Genomic DNA, 17965 nt, shown 5'->3' with positions numbered 1-17965 from the left:
TTTGAAATTGGTATGCATTTCCGAATGCTATCTATTTATGCGCACTCAGGTTCTTAATCAGACGCAAGCGGTCATTCTCAGACAGACTATATTGAACTTGGAAACATCCCGAGCACACATAAGTTTGTACCGTGAATGGTGGTGACAGTAAGGAGCCTTCACCCGAAGCTGCGTTAGCAACTGAAGTAAAGTTATCCTCCGTTGCAGCTTGAGTGCCAGCGAGAATCATGAATTCCCGACAATTCGGGCACTCCGGTACTTCTTCCTGATGATCAAGTTGCTTCTGAACACCTTGTTCATATTGAATCAGGTCATTACCTTCATCCGCGTATTTGGTTAACGTTCGCAACTCAGGAAGTTTAAGCTCGACTTCATCCCCCCACAGATCTGAAAGATCCGTAGTCTGTTTATCATCGTTTGCCTGATCCACATCATAAATGTCGTCTTCAACTTCATCTTGCTCTTCATCTCCGATGTCAATGTTGAGCGTACGATATCCCTTCAATTCATTGTGGCAGTATGGACACTCTTCTTCAGGACCGAGTTCCTCATCCCATACAATCTCCGTGTGACACCAAGGGCATACTGTTGTTTCCATATTAAATCAACCTTTCTCTTTCAAATAATCATGTATTCATCACATAGATGACACCGATGGCAAAGAACACAATTGATGCCGCAAACAGAATCCGTATCAATATCTTCATGACCGGTCCCCCTAGATAATACTCGCGCCAATAACAAACGACAATGAGACGGAAATAATCATGGATATCAATCCAACAGCTCGGTTATCCGCTTCGATCTCCTTATCAATGGAGAACACGGGCGTCAGGAATTCGAACAAAAAATAGGCAACGAGCAGAAGGATGAATCCGACAAACGACCACGTCATGGCTTCATATACCGAAGATTTAGCCTGTATGCAGAAACGAAGTACGTTACAAATCCCGAAGATCTTGCCTCCTGTTGCCATGGCAACGGCCGCATTGCCCTTCTTGATCTCTGTCCAGCATTTATATTTGGTCACCAGTTCGAAGCAAGCCAGAAATACAAGCAGCTCCATAATCGCTACCGAGAAAAAACCGAGTACCATCCCCAAGGGATGAGACAGCAATTGGTCAATGCTTTCTTTCACGCACCGTTCCCCTTTCCCCATCTGCGACCTTCATGAATAAGGCCGCAGAATATCATTGATTCATGGTCCGGCTATTCCAATTCTGCGACGGTCACACCGTTCCCGCCTTCTCCGTAATTGCCCAGCCGGTAACTTTTAATATGTTTATGCTTACGCAGGTAATCCTGAATACCGGAACGCAAAATCCCTGTACCTTTACCATGAATAATATACACCTGGCCCAGGTTGGCGAGGAAAGCTTCATCAATGAAACGATCTGTTTCCATCAGGGCTTCTTCCAGGTTGGTACCACGCAGATCCAGTTCACTCTTCACATTGTCATCACGCGTGCGTTTCATGCCAGTTACCGGTTTTTGTTTCGGTTTGGCTGCGGGAGCCGATTGCTGCAATTCCAAATCATCCAGGGATACTTTCATTTTCATAATCCCCAGCTGCACCATCGCGTCTTTGCTACCCGACATCTCCACAACATGGCCTTTTTGATTCAAACTATAGACCAGCACTTCATCACCAGGACCGATGGCACGAGTCTTCGGTGCTGATGCCGTCTTCTTGACGGTTTTTCTGCGTTTCTCCGGTTCAGCTTCATCCAGCTGTTTGCGGGCAGCAATGAGTTTGTGCTCCTTCACGGAAGCACCTTCCTCCATAGCCAATTGGCGAAGGTCTGCTATAATCTTCTCCGCTTCCGCACGAGCCTTGTCCACAATGCTCCGTGCATCTTCTTCCGCTTTTTCAATCCGACGATCACGCTGCTGTTCCAGCTTTTCCAGTTCAGACTGGTGACGACTGCGTAATTTCTCCATATCCTGACGCAAGCTCTCCGCCTTCTCACGCTCTTGCTCTGCCGTAAGTCGGTTCTCTTCAAGAGAAGCAATCATATGCTCGATCCGTTGATCCTCTTCCTTCACTTCGCCACGAGCGTAGTCGAGAATATAACCCGGCAGCCCCAGACGCTCTGCAATGGCAAATGCATTACTTCGCCCAGGTACACCCACCAGAAGGCGATAGGTTGGACTCAATGTATTAATGTCAAATTCCATGCTGGCATTAATGACGCCCTTACGCTCATATGCGTATGCTTTCAGTTCACTGTAATGGGTAGTTGCAACCATGCGACATCCCGTCCGGTGCATATGCTCCAGCATAGAGATCGCCAGTGCGGAACCTTCAGCCGGATCTGTTCCTGCTCCAAGTTCATCGAGCAATACCAAGCTTTTCGGTGTCATATTCTTCAGAATACGAATGATGTTCGTCATATGACTGGAGAAGGTACTCAGGTTCTGCTCAATACTCTGCTCGTCACCAATATCGGCGTAGATCGCATCAAATACACATAGCTGACTGCCATCCTCTGCCGGAACGAATAGGCCGGACATTGCCATCAGGCTCAGCAATCCAATTGTTTTGAGCGTTACCGTCTTACCACCGGTATTTGGACCTGTCACGATGATGGATGTGTAATCATTGCCTAGCTCTATGTCAATTGGGACCACATTTTCAATCGGAATCAGCGGATGACGGCCTTTCTTGAGCTTCAGGAATCCGCGGTCATTCATGCGTGGCAACGTTGCTTTCAGCTCACGAGCCAGGCGTGCCTTGGCAAAGATAAAATCAAGAGAGCCCAGCAAGTCGACATCATACAGCAGCCATTCTCCCTGTTCACTAACAAGTGCCGTCAATTTCTGCAAAATAATTTCTATTTCGCGCTCCTCCCGAATCCGGGTCTCGCGCAATTTGTTGTTCATCGCAACAATGGATTCAGGCTCAATGAACAATGTCGCACCTGAACCGGATTGATCATGCACAATCCCTCCGAAGTACGAACGATATTCGGCTTTCACCGGGATAACAAAACGGTCTCCCCTGATCGTAATGAGCTGATCCTGCAACATCTTGGATACGGTAGAGGATCGAATCATGGAATCCAGTTTCTCGCGAATCCGTGCTTCTCCGCCTCTCAGCTCACGACGAATCTGCGCTAGCGTTACGCTTGCACTGTCGGCAACTTCTGCATTATCGTCGATACAGATTTTGATGGTATCCTCAAGCGCTTTTTGCTCTGACAATTGATCACTGATATAAAACAAGGAATCAATCGTCTCATCTTCATGCACTGTGGCAATCAGGCGTTTCAATCGTCGTGCAGCAAAGGTTGTATTGGATATTCCCAAAAGTTCGTGAGGATTAAGCGTTCCTCCAATTTCAGCACGTTTGATCGAGGCCGTAATATCTACAATCCCTCCAAAAGACGGCGAACCTTTCAGACGATCAAATGTGAATGCTTCATCGGTTTGCTGCAGCAACCGTTTTACTTCTTCAAGTTCACTGATCGGTTCAAGTTGCTCCGCTTTCTTTTTGCCCATTGTAGTTTGGGCAAAGCTAAGCAATGTATTTAAAATCTTGTGATATTCCAGTGTGTGTAAAATTTTCGTGTCCAAGTGTACAACTCCTTCCAAACTATATCTGTATTATATCGAAAGAAACTTTCTTGCGCTATTTAACGAATCCTTCCACACATAACTTCAACCATAGCACCACAAACTACAGGTGTCAGGATTGTGCAACCTCTCCAAAGCCTTAGAGATACCCTGCTCAGTTCAATCCGAATAAAAGGAGGTAAACACCATGAATTTTCTGGGACATGTTGTGCGATTTGTTATCGCCGCAATTGTTTTAATGGTGGTCAGCTGGATCGTTCCCGGATTCGCCGTTGGAGGCTTCTGGAGCGCTCTGTTGCTTGCTCTCGTTATTGCCCTGCTCGGCTGGATCGTTGAAGGTATCTTCGGCAAAAGGGTCAACCCCTTTGGTCGCGGTATTGTCGGATTTATCGTTAGCGCACTGGTGATTTGGCTAGGTCAATATGTTGTCGATCATGTTGAGGTCAGCCTGCTCGGTGCCATCTTGGCCGCCCTGGTTATCGGGATTATCGATCTCTTCATTCCGGTTTCCACCCCTTTTGATGCCGGACGAAGCTCCAAAAGCTAATATCAGTTTCTCCTTTTCGTGTACATGAATACTCCTAAACCTCTGAAGGCCTGTGCCGGAAGAGGTTTATTTCATTCGGGCCATAACGATAGTGCAACAAACACATACAGTTTTCAAAAAAACGACATACGCCACGTGTACAGGCATCCACATATTGCGGTATGATGACTGGAGCAATCATTCACATTTTACCCATATTACCCTAAGGAGGCACATGATGAAGAAAGGCATAGCATGGCTTGCTGCCTGTATGTTAATTCTGGTCCTCGCTGCATGCGGAGGAGCGAATCAGTCCGCAGACTCTGACAGTAACGGATCGGATGCTGGCGTTACAGCCAGTGAAGAACTGGTCATCAAGGCAAGCAACTACAAATTTGATCAACCCGAGTACCATCTTAAAAAAGGTGTCCCGGTTAAGATTGTTTATGAAAATGTAAACGGAAACCACGGTATTCTCGTGCCTGAGCTGAATCTTACGCTCGACACCAGAAATAGTTCCAAAGTGATCACCCCGGACAAAGTCGGTGAATTTGAAATGTCCTGTTCGGTCTTCTGTGGTTCCGGACACAGCAGCATGATCTCCAAAATTATCGTTGAAGAATAGTATTCAAGACAAGGAGCCCCCGCAGCGACGGGAGCTCCTTCTTTAGTATAACAAATTGTACCAGAGTGCGTTGCACACGAGCCAGTTCTGCTACAATCAATCCGCTAGGTCTGGTCCTGTTCAATCAATTCAATCCATTCGTTATATTCCGTCTGCAATTTCGTATATTCATCATGCAACTGACGATATTCCGTATTCAGCTGCTCTGCCTTTTCCTGCTCCATTTCGCGTTCAACCTGTAACAAACGTAATTGATTGGCCGCTAGTTCGTAACGCTCCCCCATCTCTAGCAGTTCATTTTCCATGATCTGTTTCTCCTGGGTCGCTTCTGCCCGTAACTGGTCCAGCTGCTGTCGTTCTTGCTCCAGTCCCTCCAGCAACTCGCTACTTGCCGCACTTTCTCTCTTCCATACCGTCAGTTCATTCTCAAGCGCAGCCCAGCGTTCCTGCCAGGATTGTTCCTGAGCCGCCCATTCTTCTGCACGGCGTTGCCACACCTGGTCGTTCTGCTCTGCTTGTTCAACGCTTGAGCGGAGTTCTTCTTCACGTCTCGTCAACTGCTCTAGGCGGGATGACAACTCGGCCTGTTTGACTGACAACTCTTCGTGTTTGATCTGCCACTCCAACGCTTCTTCTTCGGTCTGGGCTAGCCGGCTCTCTTGCTCCGAGTAGCGCTCGGACAGTTTCGCTGAAGACTGTTTTGCTTCTTCAAGCGCACTTACAATCTCTTGTTTCTCCTTACTCAATTCATCCAGCTTGGAACTGTAATTCTCTTCCCGTTGTAGTGCATCACTGTAATCATTACGGATTTGTTTATAGTTATCCTGAAGTCGGTTCAGCTCTTCCCGGACCCCATTTAGCTCAACTTCAAGCTGTTTGCACTTCCCTTCCAAAAGCTCTGCATCCTTCTGATAATGCACAGCCTCCTCATGATTGAAACGAGATTCTTCCTTCACCACGGACAATTCATCATGAAGAGATTGCACACCAGACTCCAGCGTTTCATTTTGTTCAGCAACTTCGAGAATCTGATTCTCCAGGTCACCGATCTCAGCCAATCGCTGCTCTGCAAGGTCTTTCCAGGACTGCTCACGTTCCGTGAGTGTGCTGATCTCATGCTGTAATGTACGCACCGCAGCATGAGCCTGTTCAAGCACCTTATGCAGCCTACGCTGTTCCTCTTCCGACTTCACTTCAGCCTCACGAAGCTTTTGGGCTTCCTGTTCAAGCTGTGCGTGTTGCTCCTGAAGTTTGCGTAGCTGGGCTGTGAGAGAGGCTTCTCTATCAACAGTTTCATTATACTTCTGCTTCCATTGTTGCTGTGCATCACGAGATTGCTGAGCAGCCTGCTCCGTTTCACGGAGAAGCTCCTGTAACTGGGAACGATCCTCTTTCAACTGTTCCAGTTGCTGCTCCAGTTCCGTGATTCGACGAGCCTGAACTTCCTGCTCCTGTTTACGACCCTCATATTCATGACGCAACGTTTCCAATTGATCACGCTCGTGCTGAAGCTGCTGTTCTTGCTCCGCAACCACATCCTGTGCACTGATGAGCTGGGTCATCACTTCTTCCAATTGCTCTTCGACATCTAATAGTCGAGTCTCCGCCTGTTTACGTTGTTCCTCAAGTTGCTGCTTAAGCTTGCCCCGTTCTTCTTGCAGTATGGCCTCTGCAGCCGTTGCGGCTTCTGTTGCCTGGGATGCTGCTGCTTCCTTGGCTTGCTGCAATTGTTCCTCGAGGGCTGCTTCTTTCTCCATCCATTCGAGTTCCAACTGCTCGGATAACGCCTTGAACTCCGCATTCAACTGATTTATCTCAGTGAGGCGCTTCTGCTCCGCTTGTTCCTGCAAGTCAGCCCGTTCCTGATTCGCCTGATCCATGAGCTCTTGTGTCTGTTTCAGCGCTTTTTCTTCAGCCTGTTGAAGACGAAGTTCCATCTGTTGCTGAAGTTCATGATATCGCAGTGCCGCTTCTTCCTGAGCTTTCTTCAGATTGCTCTCTGCCTGCTCCAACTCGGACAAAATGGCCGACTCGGCTTCTTCCTTGGCTGTCTGAACCTGTTGCGCAGCCTTGGCTTCAATCTGTTGACGTTCTGCAACGGCACGGCTTTCGGCTTCTTTCAATTGAGCTGCAGTCTTGTCCTGCAACTCTTTATATTGCGCCGCAGCTTTGGCCTGCGCCTGCTGCAATTCAGCTGCAGAACGGTTCTGAGCTTCTTTGAGCTGGGAAGCAGCCTGTGCCTGTGCATTTTTAAGTTGGTTAGTCACGTTCTCTTCCATTTCCTTCAGCTGTTTCGTTCCCTTAGCTTCTGCTTCCTTCAGTTGGGCCGTCGCTTGGGCCTGCAATTTCTGCACTCGCTCCGTTGCTTGAGCGCGTTCTTGCTCCAGCAGCTTATTCAACTTGGCTATCTCTGAATTTTTGTCCGTTTCGGACTTTTGCAACGCCTGCTCTGCTTCGAGCTTTAGCTTCTGCAATTCAGCAAGAGACTGATCACGACGTTCCAATTCTTGTTGATGTTCATTTTGTATGGCGTTTAACCGATTCAATTCGTTTCTCAGTTCTGTACGTTCTCCAGTAAGCATCTTCAGTTCATTCCGGATTTCATGAGTCTGAAGAGACTGTTCAGCCATATGTACAGCCGCCAGTACCGCAATACGCGGAGTATCCAGACGGGAATTTTGCTTGGAGATCGCGCTCATACGCTCATCTACCAGGTTAGCTACTTGTTTCATATAGTCGGCACTGCTGCCAACCAGTTTATAGGAAGTCCCGTAGATCTCTACGGTGACGCGTGTACGATCAGGTGTAGTCACAGTTGTGCCCTCCTTCAAGTCTGTATGTTGATTCTAAGCTGTAATCACAAAAAAGTCACATCGATCCTCTAATGCTAAGGATTCGATGTGACTTCAAACAATTCCTGCTAATCTTTGTTCAAAAAATCTTCTTCTGTCCTATTTACGCAATTCCGCTCCAAATTGCTCTTCCAGACGAGCTACTACACGGGCGTGAACTTCAGTAACTTCCTCATCAGTCAGTGTACGTTCACGATTCCGGTACACCAGTGCCATCGCCACGCTCTTCTTGTTTTCACCCAGTTTGCTCCCAGTAAACACATCGAATACCTGTACGGTTTGTAACAATTCACCTGCAGATTCACGAATGGCGCGCAGCATATCTCCTGCTTCGATATCCTCATTCACAACAACCGCGATATCACGTTCCATGGCCGGGAAACGCGGAAGTTCACGATAACGAATATCAGCGTCCGCTTCACTGTAGATTGATTCGAGCGCAATCTCTGCGATGTATACATCATTCAGATCATACTGTTGTTGCAGTTCCGGATGTAATTGACCCAGCGTACCAATCAATCTACCTTCCCCGCCATCCTTCCCTTCGAGATAAACCGATGCGGAACGTCCCGGATGGAATCCTTCAGGGCTGTTCGCTACCAAGCGAATGCGTTGTTCCAGACCCACATAGGCGAACAGATGCTCAAGCGCACCTTTCAGATCGAAGAAGTCCACTTTCTCCGCTCCAACATTCCACTGCTGGGTTGCACGATTCCCAGTGAGCAACAAGCCCAGTACCGGAATCTCATGTGGTTGCTTGGTCAACTGGTCTTCTTCAGTGAAGAACACATTGCCCACTTCAAATACAGCCAGTGAATCCTGTTTACGGTTCATGTTATACACCGCTGCATCCAGCATTTGCGGCAAAATACTCGTACGAAGCACACTGCGGTCCTCACTCATAGGCATCGCGAGTTTCACAGCTTTACTGCCTTGTGTCAATGCCGGGAACAATGTCGCTTTATCCGGGTGTACAAAGGAGTAACTGATCATTTCCTGCCAGCCACTGCCTGAGAGCAATCCACGAATCGTGCGACGCATCGCTTGAGAGCGTGTATATGCTCCCGGTGTCGTCGGTCCTTCAATCCATGTGGTCGGAATGTTGTCATATCCGTACAGGCGTGCAATCTCTTCAAACAAGTCTACATCAAGCGTAATATCCCCTCTGCGTGTTGGCACTTCCACATCCAGCAATCCTTGATCAGCATCACCACATGCAAAGTGCAAACGAGCGAAGATGGTTTTTACCTCAAGCAAAGACAGATCGGTTCCCAGATAACGATTCAGTCTGTCCAGCGACAATTGAATCACACGTTTCTCCGCAGCTTCTGCTCCAGCTTCCACGATTCCCTGATGCACTTCACCTTCAGCATAACGCTGAATTAGTTCAGCCGCACGATCCAAAGCTGTAATGACTGCACCCGGATCTACTTCCTTCTCAAAACGCATGCTTGCTTCGGAACGCAGCCCCAGTTGGCGCGACGTTTTCCGAACGGTTCCGCCGTCGAACTTGGCGGACTCCAGCAACAGATTCACCGTGCCTTCCGATACCTCGGAATTCTCGCCACCCATAACCCCAGCAATGGCTACAGGTTTCACGCCGTCCGTGATGAGCAACATGTGCGGCTCCAGCTTGCGCTCCTGTCCATCCAGTGTAACAATCGTTTCGCCTTCTTTAGCCATCCGCACTTCAATATGGCCCTTTTCCAGCTTATCCGCATCGAATGCATGTAACGGTTGACCGTATTCCAGCATGACATAGTTCGTGATATCAACGATGTTATTGATTGGGCGAACACCCGCAGCCATGAGACGGTTTTGCATCCACAGCGGAGAAGCACCCAGTTTAATGCCAGTTACATAACGAGCTGCATAGTGACTGCATTGCTCCTGTGCCTTAATCTCTACAGAGATATGATTCGCGGCTGCATCACCAATTTCAACCAGTTGGTCTTTGGGACTTGGCAGCTTCACTTCACGACCCAGAATGGCACCCACTTCATAAGCCGCACCACGCATGCTGAGACAGTCGGAACGGTTCGGTGTCAGGTCCAGTTCAAGCACATGATCGTCAAGACCAAGAACCTGACTAATTGGCGTGCCAACCTCTGTTTGTTCTGGCAGAACGAGAATACCTTCCTGCTGATCTTTGGGCAACAATTTATCGTTCATGCCCAGCTCTTTGGCGGAACAGATCATGCCAAGGGAGACAACACCGCGCAGTTTGGCTTTTTTGATATCCAATCCACCAGGGAGCTTCGCTCCAACCAGGGCTACGACTACTTTTTGGCCTGCATCCACATTTTTTGCACCACACACGATCTGCAGATCTTCTTCCTGGCCAGCATCAATGACACATACATTCAGTTTGTCTGCATCGGGGTGTTTCTCCTTGCTCTTCACATAACCTACAACAACTTTATTCACGCCCTTGTTGCGGTTCTCCACTACATCAATTTCGACACCCGCACGGGTGATTTTCTCCGCCAATTCCTGTGGCGTCACACCTTCAAGGGAAATATAATCAGACAGCCAATCTGTCGATACTCTCATGGACGTTCACTTCCTTCATCTATAAATTGGTGTTGCCGTTCCTAACGCTTGCTCTATGAATGCAGATCTATTTATTGTAAAGTTACAGCCGTCCGAATTGCTTCAGGAAGGTCAGATCACTGTTGTAGAAGTGACGGATGTCATCAACACCATATTTCAGCATCGCGATACGTTCTACGCCCATTCCAAATGCAAAACCACTGTATTTCTCCGGATCGTATCCACCCATCTCCAGTACTTTCGGGTGAACCATACCGCCGCCCAAAATTTCAAGCCAGCCTGTTTGCTTACATACGCGACAGCCACTGCCGCCACATTGTACACAAGTTACATCCACTTCCGCACTTGGCTCTGTGAACGGGAAGAAGCTTGGACGCAGACGAATTTCTGTGTGGGAACCGAACATTTCGCGCACGAATTGCAGCAGGGTTCCTTTCAGATCGCTCATACGAATGTTTTCGCTAATGACCAATCCTTCAACCTGATTGAATTGGAAAGAGTGCGTCGCATCGTCGTCATCACGGCGGTATACTTTACCTGGGCAGATGACTTTGACAGGTACTTCGCCCTTCATGCTCTGCATGGTACGTACTTGAACCGGAGATGTGTGGGTACGCATCAACAAGTCTTCTGTAACGTAGAAGGAGTCCTGCATATCGCGCGCCGGGTGATTCTTTGGCAGATTCAATGCTTCAAAGTTGTAATAATCCATTTCGACTTCAGGACCTTCCGCAACGCGGTATCCCATACCGATAAAAATATCTTCGATCTCCTGTACCACTTTGGTCAGCGGATGCAGTCCGCCTTGACGCCCACGACGTCCTGGCAGGGTTACATCAATTTTCTCGGATTGCAGACGCTTCGCCGTCTCTTCCTTCTGGAACTGGTCCTGCTTGCTGTCGATAACTTCCTCAATGGCAGCCCGAACATCATTGGCTACTTGACCAATAACTGGACGTTCCTCCGCACTAAGTGCACCCATACCACGCAAAATCTCAGTTAATGCACCCTTTTTCCCCAAATACTTTACACGCAGATCACCGAGCGTCTGCGGATCATTCACACCAGACAACTGCTCCAGCGCTTCGATCTTCAATGCCTCTAAACGTTCTTTCATGTGTAATTGCCCCCTTTTTGTGGTGTTTTTGCAACAAAAAAAGGCCTTCTCTCCCCTGAAGGGACGAAAAGACCGTGGTACCACCCTTGTTAGACGTCCATTGCTGCGTGGCCTTCTGGCTGCAACTGGTTCTGTCTCACTTTGTACGGAATAACGACCGTTAACCGTTTGCCCCTACTGTTGCCTCTGTGTCTGCACACAAACAGGTTCAGGGAACCGCTTCGGAGTGAATTTCGGCAGCCTTGTTCTACAGAAACGCTCTCAATCTACGGCGCTTCCTCCCTGTCCAGAGGCACTGCTTACTTATCTCCATCATCACGTTTGCTTTTAAGTTAAACCTCTAGAGGTTGTCAAAAAGTCCGCTTTTGATTACGAATGATGCCTAGCGGCATGATCAGTGTCGAATATGGAATTCAGCCGAATAAGCAGATGCTTACGAAGTATGTTTCCTTCGGAAACATTGTAGTTGCTCACGTAGTTTTCCTAAGCTCCGCTACTCCATTTCTATCTTCATCCCATCTTCTTGGTACTGAAAACCGATCTTTTTGAACACTTACCTATATCGATGTAATCATCGATGATCGTTCATAATTATATGCAAAATAGATCGAAATAGCAAGCCGTCCATGTTCTAATTAATGCTTGCACCCTTATCTTTCAATTGTTTCAGGCGCTGCTGGATTTCACGAATCTCAACTGCCTCGACTGCTCGCTCATTCGAATGCTCGGGCTGTGTCAGACTGTCTTTTCCAGCAGTGCTCACAGGAGACAGCAACTCCGATAGTCGCATCTCCAATCGTAACCGCTCGTCATCGGATTCCCGGGTCTCCAGCGCCACCTCCCGAAGTTTGGTGGACTGCTCCCAATCCGACACACCTCCTTCAAACAGAGTTGCTGTGCCACCAGCCTCCAGATCGCATAATCGATTCGCAAGTGACTTCGTCAGCATCCGGTCATGGGATACAAGTACCAAAGCACCTGAAGCCTGCTTTAATACATTTTCCATGACTTCCTGGGTATCGATGTCCAGATAGTTCGTCGGTTCGTCCAGCACCAGCAGATTTGCTCCGCCAAAGTACAGTCTCAGAAATGCCACTCTGCACTTTTCCCCCATGCTCAAATCCCCAATGTGCTTGAACACATCATCTCTGGAAAATAGGAAACATCCCAGAATGGTACGTGCCGCACTTTGTGTCATGGATGGAAGGGTAAGCAAGCTGTCCAGCAGCGTCAGATTTTCGGGAAGCCCTTCCAGCTCCTGTGAAAAGTAACCGATTTTCAGCTGTGGATGCCGTGTGACCTTGCCTTGGGAAGGTTCCAGTTCACCAATCATCAACTTCAGCAGTGTTGTCTTGCCCGTTCCATTAGGACCTCGTACAGCAAGCCGATCGCCGCGTTCCACAGCAATCCGAAGATCGCGCAGCAATGGTTTGTCTCCCGTATATGAAAAACTCACCTCTTCCAGCGCAAGCAGCTGGCGTGCAGCCAGTGGATTCATCTGTAATTCCATGTTCAACTTGGCGGCTTCACGAGGTTTATCCACCCGTTCCCGCTCCAAACGCTCCAGCTGTTTTTGTTTCGCATGGTAACGTGAAATATTTTTATTAGCTTTGGCTTTGTAAAAGCTCTGGGTGATCTTCACCTCCACATCAGTCGCTGAATTATGCGCTTTATGGAACCACTCCTGATAATTTCGAATCGTTTCTTCCAGCGCCTTACGCTCCAATTCCTGCCTGCGGTAGATCGTTTCCTGTTCACGTAATTCACGCTCTTTGTGGATCTTGTAGTCGGAGTATCCGCCCTTGTATTTGGTCAGGGTATCTGGACTGAACTCAATGACTCCTGTTGCTACCTGATCAATAAATGTACGATCATGTGATACAAATAACAGCGTACCTTCATATGAGGATAACCACTCTTCCAGCCAACGCATGCTTCCCTCATCCAGATGATTCGTCGGTTCATCCAGAATCAGGAACTTTGGTTTGCTGACAAGCAGCCCCGCCAAACGAGTCTTTGTTTTTTGTCCACCACTCAAGGAATGATAGGGTCTATTCCAATGCTCTGCGGATAATCCAAGGCGGGTCAGTACTTTCTCTACCTCAGTCTCCCACATATAACCGTTCAACTGTTCGTATTGCTCCATCACTTGTGTATAAGCTGCAAGCAGCTCTTCATCCGCTTCAGTGCTCATGCTCAACCGTTGTTCCAGTTCTTCCAAGTTCCGTTTCACTTCATAGATCTGACCGCTCTCACGCCGGACCGCATCCAGTACATTCATCCCGGTCTCAATCTCCGAGCGCTGGCGCATGAACCCCCATTCCTGCTGAGGAATATGACGTTCAATCCGTCCACCACCATGCTCCTCACCCAAAATGATGCGTAACAATGTTGTCTTGCCGCATCCGTTGCGACCCAAAATGGCGAGTCGTTCGCCCTCATTAATCTCCAAATTCAATCCTGTAAACAATTCAATACCGTTCCACTCTTTTGATACTTCATGTAAGCGTACCAATGTCATCATGAGACCTCATCCTTCCTGCATCCTTTTTGCTGAACAAAAAAACCGCTGGCATCAGCCGGCGGTTTGGCAATTCAGGGTTGGATCAAGCATTCAAAGACAGATCTAAGGTAAGCTACGGCATGAACAAAGAAACCCAAAATACAGGGTACACGTAAACCTCAAAGGCTTACTGGTTCCACACCTTATCCCATAGCTGAATTTGGACACACGAATCCCCTCATTGCTCAGCCGCTCTGGCTGACTGCGTTATAAAACCGTCTGCAGTTAACTGGGGTTCAATTCATGTGTTTTACTTCATGGGACGTATGGTTACCTCTCATTCATGTGTAGTATCAATTTCTCCGTTATTGTACCAGATCATTGTAAAAAAGCAAAGGTTATATAAATTAAACTAAAGAATACTTACTACTCGTCACTCCAATGACAGAACAACATGCTGATCGCTATTACACCCAGATTCTTTTAGGGCAAAAGAAAAAGCCCCTGCATCGCAAGGGCTTTGGTACTGCTTAATGAAGCGGGTGATGGGAATCGAACCCACGCTATTAGCTTGGAAGGCTAAAGTTCTACCATTGAACTACACCCGCATGAATGACGATTCGTAGTTAAGCCCCATTAGGAAGTTAACATTGATTTTACAAATAATAATATACCATGAACCTCCATAGCATGCAAGTCATATTTACCATTTTTTTCATTATGCATCCACACAAAAAAGCAGGAGTACTCACGCGCCCCTGCTGTTCGCTAACCTGTGGGTTTATCCACATCTCTTAAGAACTGCTTTTCAAAATCTGCGGCCTCAATCGGTTTGCTGAAAAAATACCCCTGAGCCTCATGACAATGTTGATTGCGAAGAAAGACCATCTGTTCTTCGTTCTCCACACCCTCCGCTGTCACTTTCAGATGTAAATGATGCGCCATTGAAGTAATGGTGGATACAATCGCAGCGTTATTGCTGTCCTCCATGACTTCATTAACGAATGAACGGTCAATCTTGAGCCGATCAATCGGCAGGTCCTTCAGATAATGCAACGAGCTGTATCCCGTTCCAAAATCATCAATACTGATATGCACACCAATTTCTTTAATTTTACGCAACTGCTCGAATGCCCGATCTTTATCAAATGTCATACTCTCCGTGATCTCCAGTTCTAGCCATACAGGCTCAAGCCCTGTCTCCTTGAGAATGCCATTGATATTGTCCAATAGATGAGAATGCCTGAACTGTCTCATGGACAGATTCACCGATACACACAGTTTACGATAACCGGCTTCCTGCCATAGTTTGTTCTGGGCACAAGCTTCACGAAGCACCCATTCGCCAAGCGGCACAATCAGCCCACTCTCTTCTGCCAAGGGAATGAATTCCGCTGGAGACACCGAGCCCCGTTGCGGGTGCTGCCAGCGTACGAGTGCTTCCATGCCGACAATCAGCCCACTTTGCAGATTTACCTGCGGCTGATAGACCAGGTAGAACTGACCTCGATCCAACGCCTTGCGCAGATCGTTCTCAAGCTGCAAACGCTCCTGAGCTTTCATCTGCATCGCATGGGCATAACGATTTAATTCCATGCCCTGTTCTTTGGCATTATGTAGCGCTGTATCGGCATTCTGAATAATCTCTTGTGGTGACTCACCATCGTGTGGGAAAATCGCCATACCGATTCCAAGTGTAAGATGATACTCATTACCGTCAACCAGGACCGGTTTCTCAAAAAGTTGCAGTATGGATCTTGTGCGCCGTAACGCTGTATCCGTTGTACTGAAATCTGTCATCGTTAATGCAAATTCATCTCTTCCCAAGCCGAATACTTCTTCCCCTGGAAGTGATGAATGTTTCAGGCGTTGACCTACCTGACGCAGAACCCGGTTGGCCGCTTGCTGTCCGAGCGAATCATTGATCGTCTTGAACCGATTAATATTCAGGACCAGCACACCAACAAGCTGTTCCTGCACCACGGCATCATCCATCATCATTTTTAACCGCTGTGAAAGGCGACGACGGTTTGGAAGCCCCGTCACATCATCATGATGAGCAATATAGTTCATCTTGGCTTCGGCAACCTGCTGTTGCAGGAACGGCGTATCCACTACGGACGTATACAGCCCTTTTTGGATGAAGAAATAGGCCATACAGTTACTGAGCAATCCCAATAGTAGATTGAGATCGTTCACCCCTGTTGCGAAAACAAAATAACATTCCCCAAAGAAGAAACACAGGATGCCGCATAGAATGGATGGCAAGTCACCATCTTTGTTTTTTTTCCACTGGACAAACAAAATAACGGCAATAAGGCCATACAGTAATCCGACCATAAAATGAACCCGGGTGAAAATTCCACCGAGAACTTCACCCTCAAGCATGTTCGGCAACATGCTCCATTCCTGAATAGCCAGTATGTATAAAATAACAAAGGTACCCAATGTCCCACTGAACAGTAAAAATTTGCGTGGTAATGCAATTTCCTTCTCATTTAAGGTATACACGAGCAGCAAACCTACTGAACATACCAAAGATCCCATCGTTGACATCATCAAGGAGAATTCTGATTCCATCATTGCCCCGTTGGGAATCTCTTCTGCAAATGACACGATATGAACCAGCTCAAATAGACCAATCAATAAAAAGAGTGTTGTTAATAACACTCTTCGAAGGGTCAGCTTCTGTGTCCGAAACAACCAGCTTTGATTATAAATCCCGATACAAGCCGCCGCCGCAGCGAATCCACCCAAGAGTGTCAAAACAGGGTAACCCGATATGATCAGATCAGAGCTTGAAGAAGAACGAAACCATTGACTTGCGAGGAAACACAATATGCCGCATACAGCGACCCAACCAATTTTTCTCTGATCTTGCAGATTAACCTTCATGCCGTGTTTTCCTTCCCGGGATCACCTATCCTGAATTACATTAACCAAACTTGCCAAGCCTGCTACACAATTCGACAAAAACATATTTACCAACGTTCAATTCACATGCACACACATGCTATCTGGTACATAATAACATTTAATTCTGTATACGTGAACTAAAAAATAGTTACTCCTAGGAATATTTATTCATAAAATTGGAGAAAAACAAGGCATTAAGAACTAAAAAAACATGGACCTCCAGGTGGAGTCCATGTTTTCCTAGTTTACAACTGTATTTAAGACTATATTACTTATCGAAATTCACTTCAGGTGTTGTTAATTTATCATAGAAATCAACAACCTTGTCCTTGTCTTCCGATGAACGAAGCGCCATGGCCGAACGTGGATGCTCGTCCAATGTACCTGTAATCATGTATGGAAGAATGTAGCCCCATTCTTCTTTTTCTCTGAGGGGTACCATTAACTGTTCCAATACACCGAGTACTGGGCGCAGATTGTATTTCGTACCTTTCAGATGAGCTACGAGCAATTCCGTTGGGCAGTTACCTGCCGCACGTCCCATACCATATACAGAAGCATCAAGCAGTTCGACTCCGAGTTCTGCCGCAACCAATGTGTTGGAGAACGCGAGCTGCATGTTGTTATGTGTGTGAACGCCAAGACGCTTGTTAGGCAAGTGGGTCTTGAACTTCTCTACCAGGTATTTCACATCATTATGGTCCAGGCTACCGTAGGAATCTACAATGTAGACAACATCCACAGCGCTTTCTTTGATCAATTCAAATGCTTCCAGCAACTCATTCTCCATAACATTGGAGAGGGCCATAATATTCAATGTTGTTTCATATCCACGATCATGGAATGTTTGAACCAGTGCAAGTGCCTTGTCTACATCTTTGCTGTAGCAGGCAACCCGGATCAGATCCAGCATGCTCTCACTGCGAGGCAAGATATCATTCTCGTCCACCCGTCCTACGTCAACCAGTGCAGACAGTTTGGTATTGCCCTTTTGAGGAATAACTTTACGCAGGAAATCATCGTTCAGGAAACGCCATGGTCCTGCTTCCTCGGCACCTTTAAGCAATTTCGGAGAGTTTTTATATCCAATTTCCATATAATCAACGCCAGCTTCATTCAATCCAGCATACAGCTGTTGAACAAAGTCCACGCTAAAGTCCCAATTATTCACCAATCCGCCATCACGGATCGTACAATCTACTATTTTGCAATGATTTGTCTTCATTAATGTCTGCTCCTTTTCTGACCAACTTGTGTATTCCTCTCATGATACTTGAACGTGACAAGAAAAGTAAAG

General features: G+C 47.2%; 11 protein-coding genes and 1 tRNA gene. 2 read left to right on the top strand and 10 right to left on the bottom strand.

Going from position 1 to position 17965, the window contains the following annotated elements:
* Positions 1 to 31: 31 nt before the first annotated feature.
* From WFI24_RS10855 to WFI24_RS10845, 3 genes are all read right to left on the bottom strand, one after another.
* On the bottom strand, positions 32 to 598 hold the full coding sequence (locus WFI24_RS10855; protein WP_336760654.1) for a hypothetical protein: 567 nt from the start codon (positions 596 to 598) through the stop codon (positions 32 to 34).
* Between the two features lie 120 nt (positions 599 to 718).
* Complete coding sequence (locus tag WFI24_RS10850) at positions 719 to 1159, bottom strand: DUF350 domain-containing protein (RefSeq protein WP_336760652.1); 441 nt, start codon at positions 1157 to 1159, stop codon at positions 719 to 721.
* A gap of 50 nt (positions 1160 to 1209) precedes the next feature.
* On the bottom strand, positions 1210 to 3576 hold the full coding sequence (locus tag WFI24_RS10845) for an endonuclease MutS2 (RefSeq protein WP_336760651.1): 2367 nt from the start codon (positions 3574 to 3576) through the stop codon (positions 1210 to 1212).
* Between the two features lie 187 nt (positions 3577 to 3763).
* Here WFI24_RS10845 and WFI24_RS10840 point away from each other — a divergent pair, with 187 nt between their 5' ends.
* Together WFI24_RS10840 and WFI24_RS10835 are read left to right on the top strand one after the other, a co-directional pair.
* Positions 3764 to 4123 (top strand): phage holin family protein, encoded by a 360-nt coding sequence (locus tag WFI24_RS10840; protein WP_036610114.1) that lies wholly within the window; start codon positions 3764 to 3766, stop codon positions 4121 to 4123.
* 217 nt (positions 4124 to 4340) lie between these two features.
* Positions 4341 to 4727, top strand: a complete 387-nt coding sequence (locus tag WFI24_RS10835) for a cytochrome C oxidase subunit II (protein ID WP_336760648.1) — start codon at positions 4341 to 4343, stop codon at positions 4725 to 4727.
* Between the two features lie 104 nt (positions 4728 to 4831).
* Here WFI24_RS10835 and WFI24_RS10830 read toward each other — a convergent pair whose 3' ends face one another.
* From WFI24_RS10830 to WFI24_RS10800, 7 genes are all read right to left on the bottom strand, one after another.
* Positions 4832 to 7540, bottom strand: coding sequence for a hypothetical protein (locus WFI24_RS10830; protein WP_336760646.1), 2709 nt, complete (start codon positions 7538 to 7540; stop codon positions 4832 to 4834).
* A gap of 138 nt (positions 7541 to 7678) precedes the next feature.
* On the bottom strand, positions 7679 to 10132 hold the full coding sequence (gene pheT / locus WFI24_RS10825) for a phenylalanine--tRNA ligase subunit beta (protein WP_336760645.1): 2454 nt from the start codon (positions 10130 to 10132) through the stop codon (positions 7679 to 7681).
* 82 nt (positions 10133 to 10214) lie between these two features.
* Positions 10215 to 11249 carry a phenylalanine--tRNA ligase subunit alpha gene (gene pheS, locus WFI24_RS10820; RefSeq protein WP_017689641.1) on the bottom strand — a complete coding sequence of 345 codons (1035 nt, stop codon included), beginning with the start codon at positions 11247 to 11249 and terminating at the stop codon, positions 10215 to 10217.
* A 631-nt stretch (positions 11250 to 11880) separates the two neighbouring features.
* Positions 11881 to 13773 carry a ribosomal protection-like ABC-F family protein gene (gene abc-f, locus WFI24_RS10815; protein ID WP_336760643.1) on the bottom strand — a complete coding sequence of 631 codons (1893 nt, stop codon included), beginning with the start codon at positions 13771 to 13773 and terminating at the stop codon, positions 11881 to 11883.
* A gap of 516 nt (positions 13774 to 14289) precedes the next feature.
* A tRNA-Gly gene (locus WFI24_RS10810) sits at positions 14290 to 14360 on the bottom strand.
* Positions 14361 to 14520: 160 nt separating this feature from the next.
* Positions 14521 to 16647, bottom strand: a complete 2127-nt coding sequence (locus tag WFI24_RS10805) for a bifunctional diguanylate cyclase/phosphodiesterase (protein WP_336760641.1) — start codon at positions 16645 to 16647, stop codon at positions 14521 to 14523.
* Between the two features lie 289 nt (positions 16648 to 16936).
* Complete coding sequence (locus WFI24_RS10800) at positions 16937 to 17893, bottom strand: aldolase catalytic domain-containing protein (protein ID WP_053780435.1); 957 nt, start codon at positions 17891 to 17893, stop codon at positions 16937 to 16939.
* Positions 17894 to 17965: the final 72 nt, after the last annotated feature.

This window comes from Paenibacillus sp. USHLN196 (assembly GCF_037144955.1).
Classification (GTDB): domain Bacteria; phylum Bacillota; class Bacilli; order Paenibacillales; family Paenibacillaceae; genus Paenibacillus; species Paenibacillus xylanexedens_C.
This window is presented reverse-complemented; position numbering and strand designations above follow the sequence as displayed.